The organism is Planococcus versutus (assembly GCF_001186155.3).
GTDB classification, from domain to species: Bacteria; Bacillota; Bacilli; order Bacillales_A; family Planococcaceae; genus Planococcus; species Planococcus versutus.
Map to the genome: position 1 here is coordinate 513,821 of NZ_CP016540.2, position 23,083 is coordinate 536,903.

Here is a 23,083-nt window from a genome sequence, read left to right on the forward strand (position 1 = left end):
CACAGCGATCATGCTGTGTTTATTTTTTTTATTCGAAAACCCATAAAGAAAAACAATATATTTTGATTTACTTCAACTATTTCGCTAAACTATGTAAAGACTCAATAGAGGTGACCTAATAAATGACGTATACAAAAATGCTGAACTCGCCTGAAGAAACCGAAAATTTTGCAATCTGTCTTGCGAAATTATTAAAATCCGGAGATTTGCTAACACTTGAAGGAGACTTGGGTGCTGGAAAAACAACTTTTACAAAAGGTCTTGCGAAAGGTCTCGGTATTCAACGCATGGTAAACAGTCCGACGTTTACACTCTTAAAACAATATTCGGGTCGTTTAGAATTAAACCATTTTGATGTGTACCGTCTTGAAAACAGTGACGAAGACATTGGATTTGAAGAATTCTTCACTAGTGATGCCGTAACAGTTGTAGAGTGGGCAAGATTCATTGAAGAATACTTACCAAAAGAACGCTTAGAAATTACCATCAATCGACAATCTGACCAGGAACGAAAAATGAGCCTGACTCCGATTGGCAGACGGTATGAAAATCTTTGCAGGGAGCTAAACTTATGATCTATCTTGGAATTGATACCTCTAATTCTCCTTTGTCTCTCGCATTAGTTGAGAACGAAAGAGTTTTAATAGAAGAAACATCTAATTTAAAAATCAATCACTCGTTAACGGTAATGCCTGCGATTGAAGAGATGATGAAAAAGGCAACAATCGCACCTTCCGACTTGACACATATTGCAGTAGCTGAAGGTCCAGGTTCATACACAGGTGTTCGTATTGGATTAACCATCGCAAAAACATTGGCTTGGTCACTAAAAGTACCGCTTCATCTTGTTTCTAGTTTAAAAGTACTGGCAGCAAATGGTGAAGGTTTTGAAGGCATAATTTGCCCCGTAATAGATGCTCGTAGAGGCACTGCCTTTATAGGTTTGTATGAAGGTGTGGGGTTAGAGACAATAATCGCTGATCAGCATAGCGATGTAAAAGAGTTTTTACTCAAAGTTAAAAAACTCCATCGTCCTGTGCTGTTTACAGGTGTAGATGCAGTTGTTCATAAAGCAGTTATTGAAGAAGTATTGGGTGAACAAGCACAGTGGAGTGGGATTCAACATCAGTTGCCACGTGCGTCTAATTTGATTTTACTGGCTCAACAATCGGAAGAAAGTGCTGTTCATCATGCTGTACCGCAATATCGCCGAATCACAGAAGCAGAAGCAACTTATAACAAAGCGCAAGAAGGTAAACGTGTATGAACCGTTCTATAAGATATCGGAAAATGACAATTGATGATGTTGAACGCGTATATGAAATTGAACGTTTATCGTTTACATTGCCATGGACAAAAGAAGCTTTTTACTATGAAATGAATGATAATGAACATGCACATTATGTGATTGCTGAAACAGATGAGGAAATTGTTGGGTATTGTGGAATGTGGCTTGTTCTCGATGAAGCACATGTCACCAATATCGCCATCCATCCAGACTACCGGGGGAAAAAAATGGGTGGAGGTTTAATGCAAGCGGCAATTGATGCAGCAAAAGAAAACGGTGCTGTTCTCATGACACTTGAAGCACGAGTAAGTAATACAGTGGCACAAAATCTTTATCGAAAGCTAGGCTTTAAAAATGGTGGCATTCGTAAGCGGTATTATACGGATAATTACGAAGATGCTATAGTTATGTGGGTGAACTTTGATGAATAACGATACGTATATATTAGGAATTGAGACAAGCTGTGATGAAACAGCGGCTTCTATCGTAAAAAATGGAACCGAAATCATTTCAAATGTAGTAGCTTCTCAAATTGAAAGCCATAAACGATTTGGTGGTGTTGTACCTGAAATTGCATCTCGTCATCACGTGGAACAAATTACGTTGGTGATCGAAGAGGCATTACAATTAGCCAATATGAAGCCACATCAATTAAATGCAGTAGCGGTAACAGAAGGCCCAGGATTGGTCGGAGCATTGTTAATTGGTGTCAATGCAGCAAAAGCATTTGCGTTTGCACATCAATTGCCACTTGTAGGTGTTCATCATATTGCGGGACATATTTATGCCAATCGCTTAGAACAGGAAATGGAGTTTCCGCTTTTAGCCTTGGTGATTTCAGGGGGTCACACAGAATTGATCTATATGAAAGCGCACGGTGATTTCACGGTGATTGGGGAAACGCGCGACGATGCAGCGGGAGAGGCTTATGATAAAGTCGCACGTACGTTAGAATTGCCGTATCCAGGAGGGCCACATATTGACCGATTGGCGCATGCGAGTGATGATGCTATCAAGTTCCCTCGAGTTTGGTTGGAAGAAGGATCTTACGATTTTAGTTTTAGTGGATTAAAATCTTCTGTGCTTAACTATATGCACAATGCTGTGCAGCGCGGCGAGACAGTAGTGCCTGAACACGTTGCAGCTGGCTTTCAAAACAGTGTGGTTGAGGTAGTAACAGGAAAAACCGTTCGGGCAGCGAGCGAATACAACGTTCGTCAAGTAATTGCGGCAGGCGGCGTTGCAGCGAATAAAGGACTTAGAACGTCATTAAAAGCTGCATTTCAAGAAAAAGAAATACCTTTCTACATTCCCTCATTGCCGCTGTGCACAGATAATGCCGCAATGATCGCAGCAGCTGGAACCATCATGTACGAAAAAGGTCTTTTTGGTACTCTAGCGATGAATGGTCGACCTGGTATGCAGTTAACATCATGGATTTAATAAAAACGAGTAATTTCATCATTTCAGAAAGACTGAAATGGTTGAAACTACTCGTTTTTTTATCGTAACATTCAGACTTTGCCAAAATGGAGATCATCGTTCTGTCAATAGAGAACATTTGTACTTATGCACAATTTGTTAGTAACTTGTTCATAACTAGAGGATAAAATGAGGTTTTTCTATATATTGTGTAAGGAAGAGTGGAAAAACATGTGGATAACATTTCTTCTTTTTGTGGATAATGTGCAAAAGCCTGTTGACAGTTGATAAGACAACCCCGAAGATGTGGAGAAATCTGTGGAAATAAAAAGTTGGTTAATCGCTATTGACCTATATATAGTAATCAAAAAACCAGCTAATCAATTAGCTGGTTTGGGTTAAATTTGTTCGAGTTTTTCTTGGATTTCGAGCCATTGTGTCATCACTAGTTCGTGAGTCGATTTTAGCTCTTCGAGTTCGTTTTGAAGAGGCAATACAAGCTCGTGATCTTGGAATATTTCAGGTTGGCATAATTGTTCTTCGATTTCTGCGATTTGCATATCCAATTTCTCCATAGATTGCTCTACTTCTTCAGATTGACGAAGCAACTGGCGTTCGAGTTTTTTTGCTTCCTTATCAATTTGTGAAGTGGATGTCGATGCAGTAGCTTTAACTTCGGTCACTTGACCCATTTCATCTAATGCTTTGAGTTCAGCAATTTCTAGTTTTTTCTCTACGTAGTAATCATAATCACCCAAATACTCCGAAGTGCCGTCTTGTGTGAGTTCAACCACTTTAGTAGCAATGCGGTTCATGAAATAGCGATCATGCGACACGAAAAGCAAAGTGCCGGGATAATCCAACAAGGCATTTTCCAATACTTCTTTACTATCGAGGTCCAAATGGTTGGTCGGTTCATCAAGTAACAGGACATTGGCTTTTTGCATCATCAATTTTGCTAAAGCCACACGCGCTTTTTCACCACCTGATAACGTAGATACTGGCTTTAACACATCGTCGCCAGTAAATAAAAAGCGTCCCAAGATGCCACGGATGTCTTTTTCATTGATCAATGGGTAATCGTCCCATAACTCGTTTAACACGAGTTTGTTGCCTTTCAAATTGGCTTGTTCTTGATCATAGTAACCAAACTGAATACCTGTTCCGTAGTGAACGTCGCCTTCAAGTGGCTGCAGTTCTTTGATGATGGTTTTCAATAAAGTCGATTTGCCAACACCGTTCGGTCCAACGAGTGCTAAGCTGTCTTGGCGGTATAGTTTCAAGGAAATGTCTTTCGAGACAGGTTCTGCACTATAGCCAATCGCTAATGATTGAACGTTTAACACATCGTTGCCACTTTGTTTAGCAATCGTAAAGCCAAAACTCGCGGATTTTTCGTTGCCATCGGGGACTTCCATCCAATCGGTTTTTTGCAAAGTCTTTCTTCGGCTCTGTGCCATTTTGGTGGTCGAAGCACGCGCTAAGTTGCGTTGCACATAATCTTCGAGTTTGGCTTTTTCACCTTGTTGTTTTTCAAATTGCTTTTGATCGAGTTCGTATTGTTTGGCTTTTTCATCTAAATACCGGCTGTAATTGCCGTTGTACTTTTTTACGCGGTGGCGAGACACTTCGTATACCATGGTCACGACTTGGTCGAGGAAATAACGATCATGAGAAACAATGAGTAACGCACCGGGGTAGTTCTTCAAAAAGGTTTCCAACCAGCTTAAAGTTTCAATGTCTAAATGGTTGGTCGGCTCATCGAGAATTAACAGCTCCGGCTTGCTAAGTAAATGCTTTGCTAGCATCAGCCGTGTTTTCTGACCACCTGATAACGACGTTACTTTTTTGTCGTAGTCTTCCGGAAAAAATTTCATGCCGTGAAGAATGGCGCGTGTATCGGATTCGTACTGATAACCACCGGCATCTTTAAAGTCATGTTGTAGAGAATCGTATTCTTTCATCACTTTGTCGTTTTCTTCTGAGTTGTTGTAAACAGCTGGATTGGCCATTTGTGCTTCTAAATGACGAAGCTTTGCTTCTTGTTCACGAAATTGATGAAAAATTGTCATCATTTCATCCCAAATGGTCGCGTCAGATTCCAAGTTGCTTTGTTGCTCTAAATAACCGATTGTCAAATCCTTCGGCATGCTAATGTCGCCGCTGTTGTAAGATATCTCTCCTGCTATGATTTTCAATAATGTCGATTTTCCTGAACCGTTGCGGCCTACTAATGCTACGCGGTCGCGGTGTTGCACTTCCAATTTGACGCCTGAGAGAATCTCTTCTGCACCAAATGATTTATAGACTTGGTTTACTTGTAAAACAATCATGTAGGTCACCTCTATTCTCTTTAAGTGTAGCCGATAGAGCGGTTGTTCGCAATTACACAAGTCTTTACATATCAAGCCTCCTACTGTAAGATGAAAGCGATTTGACAACACCTCAGGAGGATGCAAAAGGTATGTTACACGAGACATCTAAAATTCCCCAAGCTACGACCAAAAGGCTGCCACTCTATTATCGCTTTCTTCAAAATTTCGAGAATGCCGGACAAAAACGCATTTCCTCGCAAGAATTAAGCGAAGCGATGAAAATTGATTCTGCTACCATCCGACGTGATTTTTCTCATTTAGGAGCTCTTGGAAAAAAGGGTTATGGCTATGATGTTCAAGAATTGTTGTTGTTTTTTCGAAAAACATTAGACCAAGATGAAGCGACCAATGTTGCGTTGATTGGTGTCGGGGGTTTAGGAAGCGCATTTTTAAAGTATAATTTTCATCGTAACCACAACACCAAAATTATCGTTGCATTTGATTCGAACAGTCCGGAAAAAGGCGAAAAGATTAACGATATTGATACGTATCATCCTGATAAAATTGAAGAAAAAATTAATGAATACGGGATCGAGTTGGTTATTTTGACGGTACCATCACGCTCTGCACAAGAAGTAACAGATCGTTTAGCAAAAACTGATATTAAAGGGATCTTAAATTTCACACCGGTACGAATATCGGTGCCTGACCATATTCGTGTTCAGACCATCGATTTGTCAGTTGAGTTGCAAACCTTGATCTACCAAATCAAGCAACAATGACTTAAAAACTTCACATTTTCAAGGCCTTTGGAAATAGCCAAACCTATTTAAATGATGTAAAATAGAGCCATAATACAGGAGGTGCAACGTATGCCAGGTCCAATGAGTATCATCATTATCGGGGTTGTTGCTTTACTTGTTTTCGGTCCAAAAAAATTACCGGAACTTGGAAAAGCGTTTGGTTCGTCTTTGCGTGAGTTCAAGAACGCTACAAAAGGACTTGTAGACGATGACGACGATAAAGTAGAGTTGAAAAAGAAAGAAGAGCACAAAGAAATACGATAGGATGTTTGTCTAATGCCAGAACAAGATATGACATTAATTGAACATATAGGAGAACTTAGAAAACGACTGACCATTCTAGTCGTTTTCTTTGTATTAGCACTTATTATTAGCTTTTTCCTTGCGCAACCGCTGATTCAGTATTTGCAGTATACAGAAGAAGCTAAAAATCTTACCTTGAATGCGTTTAAAATTACAGATCCGTTAAAGATTTTTATGCAAGTGACAATGATTTTAGCATTAATCATGACATCACCCCTCATCATGTACCAGTTTTGGGCGTTTATCAGTCCAGGTCTTCTCGATAAAGAGCGGAGAGCGACATTAAGTTACATTCCGTTTTCGGTATTGTTATTTTTAGGGGGCATTGCATTTGCGTATTTGATCTTGTTTCCATACGTCATCGGATTTATGTTAACCATTTCCGATAATATGGACATACAAGAAACCATAGGCATAAATGAGTACTTCCAATTCTTGTTCCAAATCACGTTGCCATTCGGCTTGATATTCCAACTGCCGGTCGTCATGTTGTTTTTAACGAGACTCGGAATTATCACACCGATGCTGATGACAAAATACCGCAAGTATGCTTATCTGGGATTAGTGATCATCGCAGCGTTTATCACGCCGCCTGATATTGTCTCGCATATGATTGTGACATTGCCGCTAATCATACTGTACGAATTTAGTGTACTTATTGCCAAAGTGGGGTATCGAAAATTTTTAAAAGCCGAGCAACAACAAGCTATTGAAGAACAACAAGAAAGCCTTCCACCGAATTGATTCGGAGAAGGCTTTTTTTACTGTAAATTTTCCATTTGTTTTTGGAATTCCATGATCTTGTCCATATTGAGTTGAATAAGCATGACATAACTGTTCAAACAAATATGGGCAATGATAGGGGTGATGATGCTTTTCGTTTTTTGGTATAAAAACGCTAAGATAAAGCCGGTCGTGAAATACAACAACAAATGCGTAAAATCAAAATGAATCAATGCAAACACTAAGGCACTGACGGCAGTTGCGAAAAAGAAGTTGGTCGTTTGATTTAAAGAGCCAAATAACACACGGCGGAAAACCAATTCTTCTAAAATCGGACCAAAAAGCACGATAGAAACGATTGCAAGTGGTACTGCTTTGGCAATAGTAACTAACGAAGCAGTATTCTCAGAACCGGGATCAATGCCAAGAAAGTTCATTTCGATTAAAGCAGCAAGCGATTGCCCAATAAGCAATAACAAGAAACCAAGAAAGCCCCAAACAACGGCCATGACTGGAGACGATTTCTTGCCTTTCCAAATATCAAAAAAGCGCTTGTCTCGAAAAACAACGATAAGTGTTAAGATAAAGCCAATTCCCATGGTCAGAAAAATGAGCCAGCCAGACGTAGCAGCACTGGCAGCTTCACGGTCCAAACCTTGTCCTTGGAAGTAATCAAAAGTAGGTGCGATAAACAAAATCGGTGAAAGCTGAGCGATGATGAAAATTAGCAGTACGAAAAGCGGTGTTTTTTTGCCTTTGTACTTAGGTCGCTTGCTGTTGTTTTTTTCAGTCCTTGGTTTGGCGGTAGAGTCTTTTTCAAAAAATGTGTCTAGTAATTTCTTACGTTTAGTGGGCATATTGTAATTCCTTTCACTTTTAAACTCCTTCTATTGTAGAGCTTTGAGAAGCTAACCGCAAAGAAATCAAAATCATAGTAGTTCTTACTTGCAAAAGACTGAAGATTTTATTAAACTTGGTTATGGGTTAGCACTCAAAGGTTGAGAGTGCTAATCGAGAATATATAGATAATTTGAGGAGGGTGTTTCATTTGTTAAGACCACTAGGAGATCGTGTAATTATTGAGCTCATCGAAGCGGAAGAGAAAACGTCAAGCGGTATCGTTTTACCGGGATCAGCACAAGAAAAACCGCAGGAGGGCCATGTGATCGCTGTAGGAAATGGACTTATTCGTGAAAACGGACAGCGCACAGAATTGGACGTACAAGCTGGCGATCGCGTTATCTTCTCGAAATACGCAGGCTCTGAATTGAAATACGAAGGCAAAGAATATTTGATTTTACGTGAAAACGACATATTAGCAGTATTAGGCTAAAATAAATCAATGACACAGGAGGAAGCTAAACATGGCAAAAGAGATTAAGTTCAGCGAAGATGCACGCAGTTTAATGCTGAGAGGCGTAGATAAATTAGCAGACACAGTAAAAGTAACGCTTGGACCAAAAGGGCGTAACGTCGTGCTTGAAAAAAAATTCGGTTCGCCGTTAATTACGAATGACGGTGTGACGATCGCAAAAGAAATCGAACTTGAAAACGCTTTTGAAAACATGGGTGCGAAACTTGTTGCAGAAGTGGCTTCTAAAACAAACGACATCGCGGGTGACGGAACAACAACAGCAACCGTTCTTGCACAAGCTATGATTCGTGAAGGCTTGAAAAACGTAACAGCTGGCGCAAACCCAGTGGGCATTCGTCAAGGAATTGAACTCGCTGTTGAAAGTGCACTAGGCGAGTTAAAAGCGATTTCAAAACCAATCGAAGGCAAAGAATCCATTGCACAAGTAGCGGCGATTTCGTCTGGTGATGAAGAAGTCGGCAAACTAATTGCAGAGGCAATGGAGCGCGTGGGCAACGACGGCGTGATCACGCTAGAGGAATCACGCGGCTTTACAACAGAACTTGACGTAGTAGAAGGGATGCAGTTTGATCGCGGCTACCAATCGCCATACATGGTAACCGATTCAGATAAAATGGAAGCGGTGCTCGACAATCCATTTATTTTAGTAACCGACAAGAAAATCGGCAACATTCAAGAAATTTTGCCAATTCTTGAGCAAGTGGTTCAGCAAAGCAAACCGTTACTGATCGTTGCGGAAGACGTAGAAGGCGAAGCGTTAGCAACATTAGTGGTTAACAAATTGCGTGGTACATTCAACGCAGTAGCTGTAAAGGCACCAGGCTTCGGTGATCGTCGCAAAGCAATGCTTGAGGATATTGCAGCATTGACTGGCGCAGAAGTGATTACAGAAGATCTAGGGCTTGAATTGAAAACAACCAACATTGCGCAACTAGGTCGCGCATCGAAAGTGGTTGTGACAAAAGAAAACACAACCATTGTAGAAGGCTCTGGAAACCAAGAAAACATTGTTGCGCGTGTTGCACAAATTCGCAACCAGTTGGAAGAATCAACTTCTGAATTCGACAAAGAGAAATTGCAAGAGCGTTTAGCGAAAATGGCTGGCGGCGTGGCAGTCATCAAAGTTGGAGCTGCGACTGAAACCGAATTGAAAGAACGCAAACTTCGTATTGAAGATGCGTTAAACTCAACGCGTGCAGCTGTAGAAGAAGGAATTGTTGCTGGCGGTGGTACAGCATTGATCAACGTTTACAACAAAGTAGCGGAACTTCTTGAAACTAAAGAAGGCGACGTGGCAACGGGCATTAACATTGTTCTTCGTGCACTTGAAGAACCGGTTCGTCAAATTGTAACAAACGCAGGTCTTGAAGGATCAATCATTGTTCACCGTCTGAAGACAGAAGAAGTCGGCATCGGCTTTAACGCTGCAAACGGCGAATGGGTCAACATGGTAGACGCAGGCATTGTCGATCCAACAAAAGTGACGCGTTCTGCACTTCAAAACGCAGCATCTGTTGCAGCGATGTTCTTAACAACTGAAGCAGTTGTTGCAGACTTGCCAGAACCACAAGCACCAATGGGCGGCGGCATGCCTGACATGGGTGGCATGGGCGGCATGATGTAATAACGCTTAAAATGTTGTTTTAACAACATGACAAGTGTTTTACATTAAACTGTTCTTGTTTCATTAAAGAAGATTACTCGAAAGGTCTTTCATTAAGTTAGTAAACTTAATGAAAGACCTTTTTTTGTTTTCTAAATCACGACCGGAATCATGAAACTTGACATCTAGCTTGTTAATTATAAGTATAGGTAATAAGAGACTGACTTATTAAAGACATTGGAGGGTAAAAAATGAATGAGTTTATTGAATTTAGAAATAATGTTTATGATAACGACAGTAATTACATTTATCCTCTTCAATTTTTAGATAATTACATAAATAGGAGTAAGACTCTAAACTCCAAAGAACGAGTCGTAATAGAGCAAATTCGAACGATCAAGCGAATCGAGCAGAAAAAGAAACTAGGCGAAAAAGAAATACATGAATTGTACTCATTTTTGGGAGAGGATTCATACACAGACCGATTTATCGTGGATACTGTTTTAAAGTTATTCAATGACGAAGTCAAGCAGCTCATCATAAAAAAAACAAAAGACTTACTCTCACAACAACAGCATGACAGTCAAAAGCTCTATCATGTTTTAGACATTTGTATTGAATGTGATATCGATGGGTTAAGTGACGATGATCTCGTAGGTATGCTTCAGAAATACGAACTAGATTTAGATATGGTTTCTATCTTACTGGACTATCTGGAGCACTTTAAAAGACAAGGATTTAAAGAATATTTATATAACTTATTGACCTTAGCTTATCCTGATAATCTAAAAGTTCAAGTGTGGAGTGTATTGGAAAGTTTGTATTCAATAGAAACCATTGATCAATCAATTGTGAAGAAGAATATCATAAATGATAAAAACAAAGTGTTTTATGATAGTTATCATAACTTTCTCCATACAGATTACAAATTTGAAAAACAAGGTATTTCAATTTTGCAATCTATGTTTTACGGAGATTTTGAAGATAGCGGAAAAGGAAATAATGGAGGGTTAGCGGTATTATTAAAAGGTTTGGGTGAAGAGATATCAAAAGATAGCAGCGTCTCTTATGTATTTACGATTACGATCACTCAAGAATTAACGAAGCCCTTTATCAGTTTTTATGGAGATGAACATGTATTTATTCGGTTGCCAATCTATTTAGACCCTTCCGTATCCGACAAGTTTATTAAAAGAGAATTATTTATCAAAAGATTTATAGGTAATTTTTTAAAACAGTCAAAAATTAAGCCAGATGTTTTTCATATCAGGTTTTTGGATAACGCTTCTAAATCAGTTGCTCATCTATGTAAAGAGTTGAATAGAAAACTTGTCTTTACACTAACACCAGATCCACACAGAAATATGTTTGATGGAGCTGGTCATTTAAAAGAACTTAGTTTTAAAGAACTTATTGAAAAGCTAAACAAGATAAAAATAGGAGACGAATTAATAGACATAAGCGATGGCATAGTTGGTATCGGGAATGCTGATGTGAAAAAAGAACTTGAGATATATTTTCCTCAATTCAAAGAAGAGCACGTAAATAGAAAAATAAAAATGATAGGGGAAGGAATACAATTAGATCAATCAATTGATGCAGAAGACACAACTCGCTTTATCGAATGGAGTGAAACAAATACCAATTTTTTTGAAAAACCTGTAATCTTAAACGTAGGAAGGCTATCTGTTTTAAAAGGACAAATGGAACTTTTAAAAGCGTGGTCAAACTCCAAGCTTTCTGAGACTCACAATCTTCTAATAATAGGAGGAGATCTAGAAAGACCTACTAAAGAAGAAGAAGCGGTTATTGATTTTTTTGAAGATTACGTACAAAGATTCCCTCAATTCAAAGACAGGTTCATACATAGAGGTGCCATGTCGAATGTAGATATAAAAATGCTCGAAAAGAATATTATGAAGAGAGACTTTGACTATCCTCATATATATCTTTGTTCAAGTGTAAAAGAAGAGTTTGGCATCGCTATTTTAGAAGCGATGTCTATTGGATTTCTAACCTTAGGTCCTATAAAAGGTGGAGTTAAAAGCTATATGAAAAATAGGGAAAATGGATTTTTAATCGACACCAGTAATTGGGAAACGATTGCACAAGAAACAGAAAACTATATTTTTGATTCCCAAATAGATAAAGAAGAATTTAAAAAAATTCAAGCTGCAGGACAAAAAACTATAGATGAAAATTTTTCCATTAACAAAATTGCAACTGAATTTGTATCTTTTTATCTATCTGTAAAAGGAGAAGAAAACAATGAAGTATAAAAAGATATTTTTTATAAGTCCCCCTTTTTATTCACATTTTAACCCTTTGTTGGTGCTAGCAAAAAGTTTTCAAAAATATGGTGCAGAAGTGACATTTGGTTGCAGTATAGAGTTTAAAGAAAAAATCTTGGAAGAAAACTTAGCATTTTATGAAATCGATATAAGTTCAAACAAAAACACAGGAAAAGCTGAAAACACAATACAACCAGATACTGAGAGAATCAGATTAGAAGAATTCTTTGAATCGACAAAAAAAGGTGCGGTAGAAACCCTTATCACTCAATCTCGCCATAGAAAGGCTGATATGCTTTACAATCCAGACGAGCTTATCGATAAAATAAAGTTAATAGATGATTCATTAGCTGCGGATCTTTATGTGGTCGATATCTTATCTTATTCGGTTACGCTTAGCTTGTATGCTTTAAGTCTGCCTTTTATCACATTTTGTCCTCCTCATCCGAATACGATTCCAAAAAAAGGAGACTATTTTAATGTACCTAGAAACTGGCCCGAGGCTATAACGATTAAAGAAGAAGAGTTGAGGAGATTGGAGCAGGTTTCAACTCAAACACAAAGAGAATTTACTGAAGTTTTTAACCATATTATCACTAGAAATAAGTCTCTTAAAAAAATTAATAATGCCTTTAGTTTGGTCTCTGATATCGCTGTTATTTACAATTATTTTGATTTTAACAACAGTGACAAACAGGAAGAACAACCAAAGAAACTATTTATAGGAAATTCATTCAAAGCAGCTACGTTAGATGGAAAATGGCTAGAAAAAATAGAGACAAAAGAAAAGATCATCATGATAACTTTAGGAACTTTTTTATCGAATAGAAAAGATGTACTGGAAAAGCTGATTCTCGGAGTCAGAGAAATTTACCCGAGTGCTTTATTGATCATTTCTGCAGGGAGTCATGTGGAAGAATTAAAAAAATACAGCTCACCTAATACAATAATAGAGGGTTTTATCCCTCAAATCGCTCTTATGCCGTATGTAGACACAGTTGTCTTTCATGGGGGATGCAACACGTTAACAGAAGCTATCTACTATGGAAAAAAGATGATCATATTACCATTTTCTAGTGATCAGTTTAATATAGCCTATGATATTGAAAAGAATAGATTAGGAAGCGTCTTGGATCCAAACAACTTTAGCAAACAAGAACTAGCGAACGCATTTAATGATACAGAAGAAATTTCTAAAGAGAGTTTACAGTATTGGAAAAGCATATCAAGAAAAAGAGGAGCAGATTATGCAGCAAAACAAATAGTGGAGATAGACTAGAACATAAATGGAATTGAAAAGAGGTGTTTTATGAAAACAACAGTTGACGATAAAGGTAAATCTCCGAATACAAACAAATACGATGTAGATGGTAGACCTCCATTAAAAGAAGCAATACCTTTAGGACTGCAGCATATTTTTGCAATGTTCTTAGGAAATATTGCCGTTCCTATCATCATCGCAGGTGTGGTTGGTATTACAGGAGCTGATTTAACGATATTGGTTCAAAGTGCAATGATCATGGCAGGAGTAGCAACCATTATCCAATGTTATCCAATATGGAAGGTAGGAGCAGGACTTCCAATAGTAATGGGGACAAGTTTTGGGTTTCTCCCTACCAATATAGCAATAGCGAGCTCCTATGGCATATCCGGATTGTTAGGTGCCAGTCTGATCGGCGGTTTATTCGGCGGCACTTTAGGGTTTTTTATCAAAAAATTAAAACGGTTTTTTCCGAAAATTGTAACAGGTACAGTCGTTCTTACGATCGGTTTGTCACTTTTACCTACAGGTATTACATCTATGGCTGGAGGAAGTGGATCTGAGAATTTTGGGTCAGCTAAAAACTGGATGGTGGCTTTACTGGTACTGGTCATTGTGATCTTCCTAAATAGATATGCAAAAGGAATGGCTAAAACTTCTTCCATTTTAATCGGAATTATTGTTGGATATATCGTTGCTTTGCCACTCGGGATGGTTGAATTTTCTGCAATAAAAGAAGCGGCTTGGTTTTCAGTTCCAACACCTTTCTATTTCCCCATGGAATTTTACTGGGGAGCTATATTGCCTATGTTAATTATGTTTATTGTTACGTCTGTTGAAACAGTCGGAGATGTGACAGCCATTACGACTGGAGGAGCAAACAGAGAGCCTACATCTGATGAACTTTCGGGCTCAGTAATAGCGAATGGATTTACATCTTCTTTAGCCGCAGTTTTTAATTCGTTGCCGAATACGTCTTTTAGTCAAAATGTAGGAATGATCGCATTCACAAAAATAATGAGCACATATGTTGTAGCTCTGGGCGCTGTATTTTTAATAGTGGCTGGTCTTATTCCTAAGATTGGAGCACTTATCTCTACCATGCCACCAGCCGTTATTGGAGGTGCCACAGTCATTATTTTTTCTCAAATTACACTAACCGGTATAGACATTTTGACATCAGAGCCTTTAAATGAAAGAGCAAAAATTATCATCGGGTTATCTTTAGTATTTGGACTCGGATTAAGTCAAGTGCCTGATGCTATGAACGCATTTCCAGACATTATTCAACTATTATTTGGACAATCCGGAATCACAATCGCTTGTTTTGTTGCGATTTTGTTAAACTTAGTCATTCCAGAGGATTCAATAGAAAAAGACGCAGAGATAGAATAAAAGAAACCTCTCAAAAATTCATTGAATTTTTGAGAGGTTTCTTTTCATGCTTTTACACCTATCCGGTTGTCTTTGAGTTTTGTATCAAGAACGTTTTCCGTATAAGGCAATTCTAAGTTATCTCGAAGTGTCTTCCCTTCGTATTCCGTTCGGAAAATCCCACGTGCTTGAAGAATCGGCACCACTTGATCGACAAAGGCTTCGAGTTCGCTTGGCAAATTGGCAATGAGCATAAAACCGTCTGCTGCTTGTTGGTCGTACCACGATTCGATTAAATCGGCGATGTATTCGGGCGTCCCCATAAAAACCGTGCGCGGTGTGGCTTCTCTTAATGCTACTTGACGCAAGCTTAAGTTTTCCTCACGTGCTTCAGCCTTGATGCGATCTGTATCGCTTTGGAAACTGTTTTTGCCGATAGGGCCGAGTTCTGGAAACGGTTCGTCTAATGGGTACTGAGAAAAATCATGGTGTTCAAACAACCGTCCTAAAAAAGCGAGTGCTTGTTCAATTGTTACTAAACTCGCCAGTTCTTGGTATTTTCGTTCGGCTGCTTCGTTTGTGTCGCCAATAATTGGACTGATGCCTTGTAAGACCAGCACGTCATCGGGCTGACGACCATTCAAACAGGCTTGCTCTTTGACGTTTCTATAATACTGCTTGGCTTGTTCGACTCTAGGCATAGTGGCAAATACCACATCAGCTTGTTGTGCAGAAAAGGCAATGCCGTCTTTAGAGGAACCGGCTTGGAAAATGACGGGCTGACCTTGCGGCGAACGGCCAATATTCAACGGCCCTTGTACAGAAAAAAACTCGCCTTGATGATTCAAGGCATGCAATTTGGTCGGGTCAAAAAATTGACTCGACGCTTTATTGCGAATAAACGCATCGTCTTCCCAAGAATTCCATAACCCTTTCATAACTGTCATAAATTCAGCAGCCATCCGGTAACGCTCAGCGTGATTTGGATGATCGCTTACTCCTTTACTGAAATTTAGCGCGGTCTTTTCCAGTCCAGACGTTACTGCATTCCACCCGGCTCGTCCTCCGCTTAACAGATCAAGTGAAGCAAACTGTCGTGCTGCTGAAAAAGGTTCACTATACGTAGTCGACAATGTGCTAACGAGTCCGATGTTCGACGTGACCACCGCGAGTGCAGAAAGAATCGTTAGCGGTTCAAAGCGATTTAAGTAATGCGGATTTGACTTTTCGTTGATGTATAAGGCATCTGCAATAAAAACAAAATCAAACTTTCCGCGTTCTGAAGTTTGCGCTTGCTGTTTATAAAAGTCAAAACTGACACTTGCATCCGACGGCATAGTCGGATGACGCCAATCGGAAATCTTCTCACCGACACCGTGAATCATCGTTCCTATTTTTAACTGCTTTCTCATATGGATTATCCTCTCATCGGTCATATCACTCACAACCATTCATTATCTTTGATTATCGTATGTGGCGCACTTGGTGTCAAGACAGGTGTCGTATAATGTGTTGCATTTTACAATGTTCAAAAAGTAAGTTAACCATTCAAATCATTAAAGTAAAGATAAGTAGAAAAAAAGAATTTTAGACATGTTAAAATGAACCATATGTCTGTGCATGGAGTGTCAGCATGCATATACAAAATAAGGAATTACACGATTTTTTTAACTAAAAATGGCTTCTCCAAATTAAGGTATACTACTAGTACGAATTGACCGAGGAGTGTGAAAAGATGCCTGATTTTCTAAAAGATTATTTTACCGATTTATCCGAAGGATTGTTCTCAACGTTGAATACACCAGATGCTTATTTCAATAAAATCGCGTTAACCACAATTGCGATTGTCATAGCTGCACTTTTGTATCTAGCGCTTAAAAAACTCATTACACGAAATGAAGCAGATTTTAAAAAGCGACTCAAGTCTCAGAAAGTCTTAAAGAGTAGCATTATGGTACTGGCAATTCTTTTTGTGCTGTTTATTTGGATTCAAGCCATCAATGCATTGATTTTGATTGCACTGCTGATCGGCGTGTTTTTAGCATTTATGGTGCGAGGACTGACAACCAATATTACGGCTTATTTTGTCATTAAGTATTGGAAGTATTTTGAGATTTCCAATCGCATAGAAATCAATGGGATCATTGGAGATGTCATTGACATCACACCGATAAACGTCAAGTTGCTAGAAGTACGTGGTGGCTTATCCTCGGATGCCAACACAGGAAGAGTGATCAAATTACCGAATAGTATTATTTTTGATGAATCTCTTGAAATTGTTGGAGGTAAAAATTCATTTGTTTGGCATGAACTCCAATACGTTTTATCTTTTGATAGCGATTGGCAAGCAGCTGAAAAGCTAATAACTGAAGCAGGCGAAACGTATTTTGAAGAACAAGTGCTACATCAATTGAAAAAGAACATACGTCATTTATCAGAAGAACAAGAAGCTTTGCGTCCGGTATTTTCAGTAGATACAAATGATGCGGGAATTGTCTTAACGTTGCGTTATCTTGTTGATTATCAACACGCAACACGTGTGAAAACGGAATTGCAGCGCAAGGTTTTACCGCAACTAACCGATCACGCCAATATCGAGTTTGCGATTTTGGAAGTAAAAGTGTTTCGTGGATAGTTTTGAGTAGAAGCAACAATACTAACTATCAAACCAAATAAAATCATTGAAAGAATATATATATGTTGAACTAATAAACCGATAGTAGTCGATATTCCGCAAAACAGCTCGCTTGCTCCCCAAGGCGTCTTCGCTATTTTGCTCCATCTCTTTAGAGACACTTCCCAGCAAAGGCTTGTCCATAGCGCCGAAGCGGCATATTTGTTGGATTCTTTAATTCAATCTATATCGCATATTTCATGTAAAACTAAAAAATTCTCCGACACAAGTTTGTGTCGGAGAATTTTTAATTAGAGTAACTGATTCATGGATTAGTGGATCGGTTTCTTGTCCCGAATAGCGAAAGACAATAAGAATCCAAATGCTGCAACACTTCCTGCTACGATGAAAGCAACGTTCACCCCGTGAATGGCACCAGCTACAGAACCACCGCTTGCAGCAGTGATCGTAATTGTCACAAGTACAGCTGTTCCAATCGCGCCTGAAATTTGGCGGAAAGTATTATTCATCGCTGTACCGTGAGAAATCAATCGATTAGGCAGTTGGTTCAAGCCAAGCGTTGTAGATGGCATCATCACCATTGCGATACCAAGCATTCGAATAGCGTTCAATGTCGCTAAATACGTAAACGTTGTGTCTTGCGAAAGATTAGCAAAGAAAAAAGTCGTCACTGTCAAAATGGCAAAACCTATACGCAAGAGCCATCTTGCTCCGTATTTATCAAACAACGCGCCTGTCACAGGATTCATAACGCCCATAACGATGGCTCCTGGCAACAACATCAGTCCAGAATGCAAGGCATTAAAACCGAGGAGATTTTGCATGAAAAGTGGCAAAATAACAGTTGTTGCAATCATCGATGCAAATACAATCATCCCAAGTGCTGTAGCAAGTGAGAAAATGCTGTACTTAAATACACGGAATTCAAGAATAGGTTCTTCGAGTTTTAACTGTCTAGTAATAAACAAGTACAGTGTAACCGCACCGATTACGAGTGAAATGAGTACGTTCGGGCTAAGCCAACCGACATTCCCTGCCACACTAAAGCCGTAAAGAAGTCCACCAAAACCAAATGTTGAAAGAACAATCGATAAATAATCCATTTTTGGATTGGTTTGTTCAGTTACGTTTTTTAGTAAAAAGTACGCTGCGACGATAATAACAATCGCAATCGGTAACACGACATAAAACACACTGCGCCACGGATAGTGGTCAACTAAGTAACCTGATAAACTAGGTCCGATTGCAGGTGCAAAGGCAATAATCAAACCAAACATGCCCATTGCTTTGCCGCGTTGGGAAACGGGGAAGATTAAAAACAAAATGGTTTGCAAAAGCGGCATCATAATTCCGGCACCTGCACCTTGCAACATGCGTCCTATTAACAAAAAAGTAAAGTCGGGCGAAACAGCTGCGATGAGCGTACCCATCGCAAATGTGCCCATCGCGGTTAAAAACAAACTCCGCGTGGTAAATTTACCGATTAAGAACGCGGTGATGGGAATCATAATCCCGTTGACAAGCATGAAAATAGACTGCAACCATTGAACCGTGCTTTCACTTATTTTGAGGTCTTTCATAATCGGAGGCAATGCTGTAGCGAGAAGTGTTTGGTTCAAAATGGTAATAAAAGCACCTGATAACAACACAGCTAAAAGGGGAATGTGCTTTTTTAAATCGAATGATTGAGACTTATCTAGAGTTTGTGAATGGACCATTAATGAATGAACACCTCTTTAGTAGATTGACAAATTTGTATACACAGAATTATGGAAGTCAAATTTAACGTATCTTTTATACTAAACCTTATTTCTGTATGCCTCAATTTTTCTGTTTGAAAAATAGACAGGTTCATCGTTTACTACGTATTTTATCTAATTTTGTTTAATAAATATGTAGAAATTTAATAGATTTTTCGTTTTCTTCATTTGAGTCATCTATTGACTTCACTAGTCATCATTTTCAACTTTTTTATCTTTTGTCTAATTCAAAGTGAAAAGAGGGAAAAGCTGAGACTATGCAGAAGAGTTAACGTGTAAAGATAAAAGGAGGAATGGATATGGGAACTTTAATGAAAGATAAAGTGGGCATTGTAACGGCCGCAGCAAGTGGACTCGGAAGAGCGAGTGCACTTGCATTTGCCGCAGAAGGTGCAAAAGTGGTCGTCTCTGATATTAATGAAGAAGGCGGTAAAGAAACAGTGCGACAAGTCGTAGAAGCAGGTGGCGACGCAATTTTCTTGCGATGCAATGTTGCAGATGAGCAAGAAGTAATCGATCTTGTGAAGCAAACGGTCGAACATTATGGACGCTTAGATTGGGCACATAACAATGCTGGAATTGGGGCGCCGTCTTTGCCGATTGCAGAAACGAAAACCGCTGACTGGGAGCGGTGTATACAAATTACGCAAACAAGTTTGTACTTTTCACTAAAACACCAAATTCCAGCAATGCTTGATTCAGGTGGAGGGAATATTGTCAATACCGCTTCTACATCAGGCTTGATCGGGTCAGAAAACTTAGCGACGTATAGTGCTGCAAAGTGGGCGGTCAATGGACTAACAAAATCGGTAGCGCTAGAATATGCGAAAAAAGGAATTCGCGTCAATTCAATTTGTCCAGGCATGACGTTAACTCCTGCTGTAGAGGCGTGGGCAAAAGAAGTACCTGAACAAGCAAAATACGTAGAAAATGATATTCCACTTGGGCGGATGGCACTCCCAGATGAACAAGCACAAGCGGCATTATGGCTTTGTTCAGATAAATCTTCATACATTACCGGCGTAAATTTAGCTGTAGACGGTGGTCAAACGGCAAAATAACTACTAGCTATAACGGCGAGTGTGCGCACGTTTTTTGCAAAATCCAATCCTAACTGGGATTGGATTTTTTACTTTGATCGATGTTTCAAATTTTTACGGATTTCGTAGAAAACATCTCTATGAGAATTAACTTTGCTGTGATGACTTGGTATCATAATGATGAGACATGTCCGAAAAACTATATAGATGACTGCACCGCATGAAATTATGATCTTTCTCGTTTTGTTTTTGAGTAAAACTACTTATTCTAGAAAAGAAAGAAGAGAATGAAAATGACAAAAACATTAAATAATAAGCCATTTATTCGACATGCGAAGCCTGAAGACGGAGAACGTATTGTTACGTTTTATAATAAAGTAGGTGGAGAGACGGACTATTTATCTTTTGGATTAAATGAATACCCACAATCCGCAGCAGATTTGACGAAAGTCATCGAGCAAACAAGCGAAACCAGTAGCAACTGTATATTTATCGTATTGGAAAAAGATAAAGTGATCGGAGTTGGAACCATCGACTCTAGTCCAAAACGCAGATACCGTCATGTGGGTACACTTGGAATTGTGATAAGCCAGTTGCATACTGGAAAAGGAGTGGGACGTGTGTTAATGACTATGTTAATCAATTGTGCCAAAGAAAATAAACGAATAGAAAAAATTTCACTTGTCACGCGAGCTGACAATAAGCGTGCAATCGTCCTTTATGAAAATGTAGGATTTATACAAGAAGGACTTTTTGGCCGTGATGCCTTTGACGGGTAAAGGTATTCCGATAGCTTGTCAATGGCACTTTTTGTGTGATTTATGTAAAGGTTCTGACATGGCTTATGTCAGAGCCTTTTTTGTTTCCTGCAATTGTATGAATAATTTACCATTAAAAGGGTGATCGCTAACTCTAACTCCTCAGTTAAAAAGCAAAGGGATAAAAGAGTTGGTAAATTGTGTGTAACTCGTATACAATTACATACTTATTGCTAAAAAGCTTTCAAGTATCAAAATCTTGCTATTTTTTAGAGGGAAAAATTGCTATGAAAATACTTTTTTTGGATAGCGAAAATGACATGAGTTGTTGAAAGAATGCTTAAACTTTTTAAATAAACGAAAAAAAGCAATATAAGAAAATTTGTTTAGGCTTAAGAAAAAGGAGGCTTCATTTTGAAAAAGTATGGATCTAGAACAGATTGGCCCGTGCTGCTCATCAGCGGTGGCTTGTTGGTTGCTTTTGTTATTGCATCATTTATTAACGTAGACCTTGTCGGAAGGATGGTCGATCAATCTTTTGCATTTGCTGTAACGTATTTCGGTGGATTTTGGCAAGTCTTATTTTTAGGAACATTTTTTATTGCACTTTTCTTAGCATTTTCAAAGTATGGCAACATTCGGTTAGGTGGGATTGAAAAACCTGAAATTGCTTATTTTAAATGGATTGCTATGATTATGACCACTTTGTTAGCAGGCGGTGGTGTATTTTGGGCAGCTGCTGAACCCATGTATCATTTTCTGGAAGTTTCTCCTAATTTTGCAGGGGAGGTGTAGAATCAGCTACTCAAAGTGCTGTTATTCCTGCATTTGCACAAGCTTACTTGCACTGGGGTTTTCTTGCGTGGTCAATACTCGGAACGCTTGGGACTATCGTGTTAATGTATGCACATTATCAAAAAGGGATGCCGTTAAAACCCCGTGCTTTGTTGTATCCATTGATGGGTGAAAAAATTATGGGCAAAAGTCTACTGGGTACTGTTATCGATGCTTCTGCAGTTATTGCTGTAGCAGCGGGTACAATCGGACCTATCGGTTTTCTTGGCTTACAAGCCGCTTACGGATTAGAAGTATTGTTTGGCATACCAAACAACTTGTTTACGCAAGTGGTCATTATTGTTGGTGTTGTTGCAATTGCTACGATATCAGCGATTTCCGGTTTGCGCAAAGGAATTCAATTTCTTAGCAATTTGAATATCTTGATAACCTTAATTTTAATGATTACCATTTTGATAGTAGGACCAGGTGGGTTTATTTTGAACACCTTTCTCGCAGCAACAGGGATTCATCTTCAAGAATTTTTAGAGATGAGCACATTTAGAGGAGATTCCGCTTGGTTGGGATCTTGGACTATCTTTTTCTGGGGCTGGTTCCTTGGCTATGGCCCAATGATGGCGATCTTTATTTCGACCATTACACGTGGCCGCACGATTCGTGAATTGGTTTTGGCCGTCTCTATTACAGCACCAATCGTTACAGCTTTTTGGTTTACGGTTGTTGGTGGAACCGGTATGTTTTACGAACTCGCTGAGCCTGGCATTATTTCAGACGCATTAAACACATCTGGCATGCCAGCAGCGATGATGGCCATTACGCAACAACTGCCACTAAATGTAGTTATTGCACCTCTTTTTGTACTAGTTACGATTTTGTTTGTGGTGACAACAGCTGACTCAATGGCATACACCATTTCAGTTGCAATAACAGGCGATGGTCAACCGCCAAAAGCTATGCGTATTTTCTGGGCGTTTATTATGGGAACGGTAGCGATTGTTTTATTGATGATTAGTGAAGGTGGTATTGATGCCATTCAATCATTTATCGTTGTTACAGCAATTCCTGTTTCGCTACTCTTATTCACAACATTTTGGTCGGCTCCAAAAGTAGCGAAACTGATGTACAACGATCAGTTTCGCCGAGGTACTAGCATGAAGAGACCTGAAGTGGCACGAGTGAAAATACCAAACAGTTCATCAAAAGAAAAACAATAAAAGTATGATAAAAATAGTCAGTTATTCCCATGAGGATGCTGACTATTTTTTTGTATAAAAAGCAGATTATGTTCAATTTATGACGACTTGTGTAAAAAAGCTTCTTCATATGACGATTGTCAC

19 protein-coding genes and 1 pseudogene are annotated in these 23,083 nt (G+C 39.0%); 16 read left to right on the forward strand and 4 right to left on the reverse strand.

Annotated elements, in window-relative coordinates; genetic code table 11:
• Nucleotides 1-122 precede the first annotated feature (122 nt).
• Genes tsaE through tsaD form a run of 4 tightly spaced genes read left to right on the forward strand, consistent with a single transcriptional unit; the run spans nucleotide 123 to nucleotide 2,731 of the window.
• Entirely contained in the window at nucleotides 123-575 is a 453-nt protein-coding gene (tsaE, locus tag I858_RS02740; protein WP_049694399.1) for a tRNA (adenosine(37)-N6)-threonylcarbamoyltransferase complex ATPase subunit type 1 TsaE, read from the forward strand.
• Nucleotides 572-1,267: a tRNA (adenosine(37)-N6)-threonylcarbamoyltransferase complex dimerization subunit type 1 TsaB gene (gene tsaB / locus I858_RS02745; protein ID WP_049694400.1), complete on the forward strand. Its 696-nt coding sequence runs from the start codon at nucleotides 572-574 to the stop codon at nucleotides 1,265-1,267. Before tsaE ends, tsaB begins: the two co-directional genes overlap by 4 nt.
• A complete protein-coding gene (rimI, locus tag I858_RS02750; protein ID WP_049694401.1) occupies nucleotides 1,264-1,719 on the forward strand; it encodes a ribosomal protein S18-alanine N-acetyltransferase in 456 nt (151 codons plus the stop codon). The genes tsaB and rimI overlap by 4 nt, the downstream gene beginning before the upstream one ends.
• Entirely contained in the window at nucleotides 1,712-2,731 is a 1,020-nt protein-coding gene (tsaD, locus tag I858_RS02755) for a tRNA (adenosine(37)-N6)-threonylcarbamoyltransferase complex transferase subunit TsaD (protein WP_049694402.1), read from the forward strand. The genes rimI and tsaD overlap by 8 nt, the downstream gene beginning before the upstream one ends.
• A gap of 377 nt (nucleotides 2,732-3,108) precedes the next feature.
• On the opposite strand, the gene I858_RS02760 is transcribed toward tsaD, so the two are convergent.
• Entirely contained in the window at nucleotides 3,109-5,043 is a 1,935-nt protein-coding gene (locus I858_RS02760) for an ABC-F family ATP-binding cassette domain-containing protein (protein WP_049694403.1), read from the reverse strand.
• Nucleotides 5,044-5,174: 131 nt separating this feature from the next.
• Between I858_RS02760 and I858_RS02765 the strand changes: the two genes are divergently transcribed.
• The 3 genes from I858_RS02765 (at nucleotide 5,175) to tatC (ending at nucleotide 6,875) form a co-directional block, all read left to right on the forward strand.
• The gene (locus tag I858_RS02765; RefSeq protein WP_049694404.1) at nucleotides 5,175-5,807 is read left to right on the forward strand and encodes a redox-sensing transcriptional repressor Rex; all 633 of its coding nucleotides are present in this window, start codon (nucleotides 5,175-5,177) and stop codon (nucleotides 5,805-5,807) included.
• Between the two features lie 90 nt (nucleotides 5,808-5,897).
• Nucleotides 5,898-6,092, forward strand: a complete 195-nt coding sequence (locus I858_RS02770; RefSeq protein WP_049694405.1) for a twin-arginine translocase TatA/TatE family subunit — start codon at nucleotides 5,898-5,900, stop codon at nucleotides 6,090-6,092.
• A gap of 12 nt (nucleotides 6,093-6,104) precedes the next feature.
• The gene (gene tatC / locus I858_RS02775) at nucleotides 6,105-6,875 is read left to right on the forward strand and encodes a twin-arginine translocase subunit TatC (RefSeq protein WP_049694406.1); all 771 of its coding nucleotides are present in this window, start codon (nucleotides 6,105-6,107) and stop codon (nucleotides 6,873-6,875) included.
• A 17-nt stretch (nucleotides 6,876-6,892) separates the two neighbouring features.
• On the opposite strand, the gene I858_RS02780 is transcribed toward tatC, so the two are convergent.
• Nucleotides 6,893-7,711 (reverse strand): CPBP family intramembrane glutamic endopeptidase, encoded by an 819-nt coding sequence (locus I858_RS02780; protein WP_083553645.1) that lies wholly within the window; start codon nucleotides 7,709-7,711, stop codon nucleotides 6,893-6,895.
• Nucleotides 7,712-7,902: 191 nt separating this feature from the next.
• Here I858_RS02780 and groES point away from each other — a divergent pair, with 191 nt between their 5' ends.
• From groES to I858_RS02805, 5 genes are all read left to right on the forward strand, one after another.
• Entirely contained in the window at nucleotides 7,903-8,187 is a 285-nt protein-coding gene (groES, locus tag I858_RS02785; protein WP_006831533.1) for a co-chaperone GroES, read from the forward strand.
• Nucleotides 8,188-8,218: 31 nt separating this feature from the next.
• On the forward strand, nucleotides 8,219-9,853 hold the full coding sequence (groL, locus tag I858_RS02790; RefSeq protein ID WP_049694407.1) for a chaperonin GroEL: 1,635 nt from the start codon (nucleotides 8,219-8,221) through the stop codon (nucleotides 9,851-9,853).
• A 230-nt stretch (nucleotides 9,854-10,083) separates the two neighbouring features.
• On the forward strand, nucleotides 10,084-12,111 hold the full coding sequence (locus I858_RS02795; RefSeq protein ID WP_049694408.1) for a glycosyltransferase family 4 protein: 2,028 nt from the start codon (nucleotides 10,084-10,086) through the stop codon (nucleotides 12,109-12,111).
• Entirely contained in the window at nucleotides 12,101-13,402 is a 1,302-nt protein-coding gene (locus I858_RS02800; protein WP_049694409.1) for a glycosyltransferase, read from the forward strand. The genes I858_RS02795 and I858_RS02800 overlap by 11 nt, the downstream gene beginning before the upstream one ends.
• 30 nt (nucleotides 13,403-13,432) lie before the next feature.
• The gene (locus I858_RS02805; RefSeq protein WP_049694410.1) at nucleotides 13,433-14,779 is read left to right on the forward strand and encodes a uracil-xanthine permease family protein; all 1,347 of its coding nucleotides are present in this window, start codon (nucleotides 13,433-13,435) and stop codon (nucleotides 14,777-14,779) included.
• Nucleotides 14,780-14,823: 44 nt separating this feature from the next.
• Here the strand turns inward: I858_RS02805 and I858_RS02810 are convergent, their stop codons facing one another.
• The gene (locus I858_RS02810) at nucleotides 14,824-16,170 is read right to left on the reverse strand and encodes an LLM class flavin-dependent oxidoreductase (RefSeq protein ID WP_049694411.1); all 1,347 of its coding nucleotides are present in this window, start codon (nucleotides 16,168-16,170) and stop codon (nucleotides 14,824-14,826) included.
• 323 nt (nucleotides 16,171-16,493) lie between these two features.
• On the opposite strand from I858_RS02810, the gene I858_RS02815 reads away from it, so the two are divergent.
• Nucleotides 16,494-17,393, forward strand: coding sequence for a mechanosensitive ion channel family protein (locus tag I858_RS02815; RefSeq protein ID WP_049694412.1), 900 nt, complete (start codon nucleotides 16,494-16,496; stop codon nucleotides 17,391-17,393).
• A gap of 311 nt (nucleotides 17,394-17,704) precedes the next feature.
• Here the strand turns inward: I858_RS02815 and I858_RS02820 are convergent, their stop codons facing one another.
• Nucleotides 17,705-19,111, reverse strand: a complete 1,407-nt coding sequence (locus I858_RS02820; RefSeq protein ID WP_049694413.1) for a DHA2 family efflux MFS transporter permease subunit — start codon at nucleotides 19,109-19,111, stop codon at nucleotides 17,705-17,707.
• A gap of 341 nt (nucleotides 19,112-19,452) precedes the next feature.
• Here I858_RS02820 and I858_RS02825 point away from each other — a divergent pair, with 341 nt between their 5' ends.
• The 3 genes and pseudogenes from I858_RS02825 (at nucleotide 19,453) to I858_RS02835 (ending at nucleotide 22,960) form a co-directional block, all read left to right on the forward strand.
• Nucleotides 19,453-20,214: an SDR family NAD(P)-dependent oxidoreductase gene (locus tag I858_RS02825; RefSeq protein ID WP_049694414.1), complete on the forward strand. Its 762-nt coding sequence runs from the start codon at nucleotides 19,453-19,455 to the stop codon at nucleotides 20,212-20,214.
• Nucleotides 20,215-20,486: 272 nt separating this feature from the next.
• The gene (locus I858_RS02830; protein WP_157886467.1) at nucleotides 20,487-20,972 is read left to right on the forward strand and encodes a GNAT family N-acetyltransferase; all 486 of its coding nucleotides are present in this window, start codon (nucleotides 20,487-20,489) and stop codon (nucleotides 20,970-20,972) included.
• 393 nt (nucleotides 20,973-21,365) lie between these two features.
• Nucleotides 21,366-22,960: pseudogene (locus I858_RS02835) on the forward strand (BCCT family transporter).
• Nucleotides 22,961-23,083: the final 123 nt, after the last annotated feature.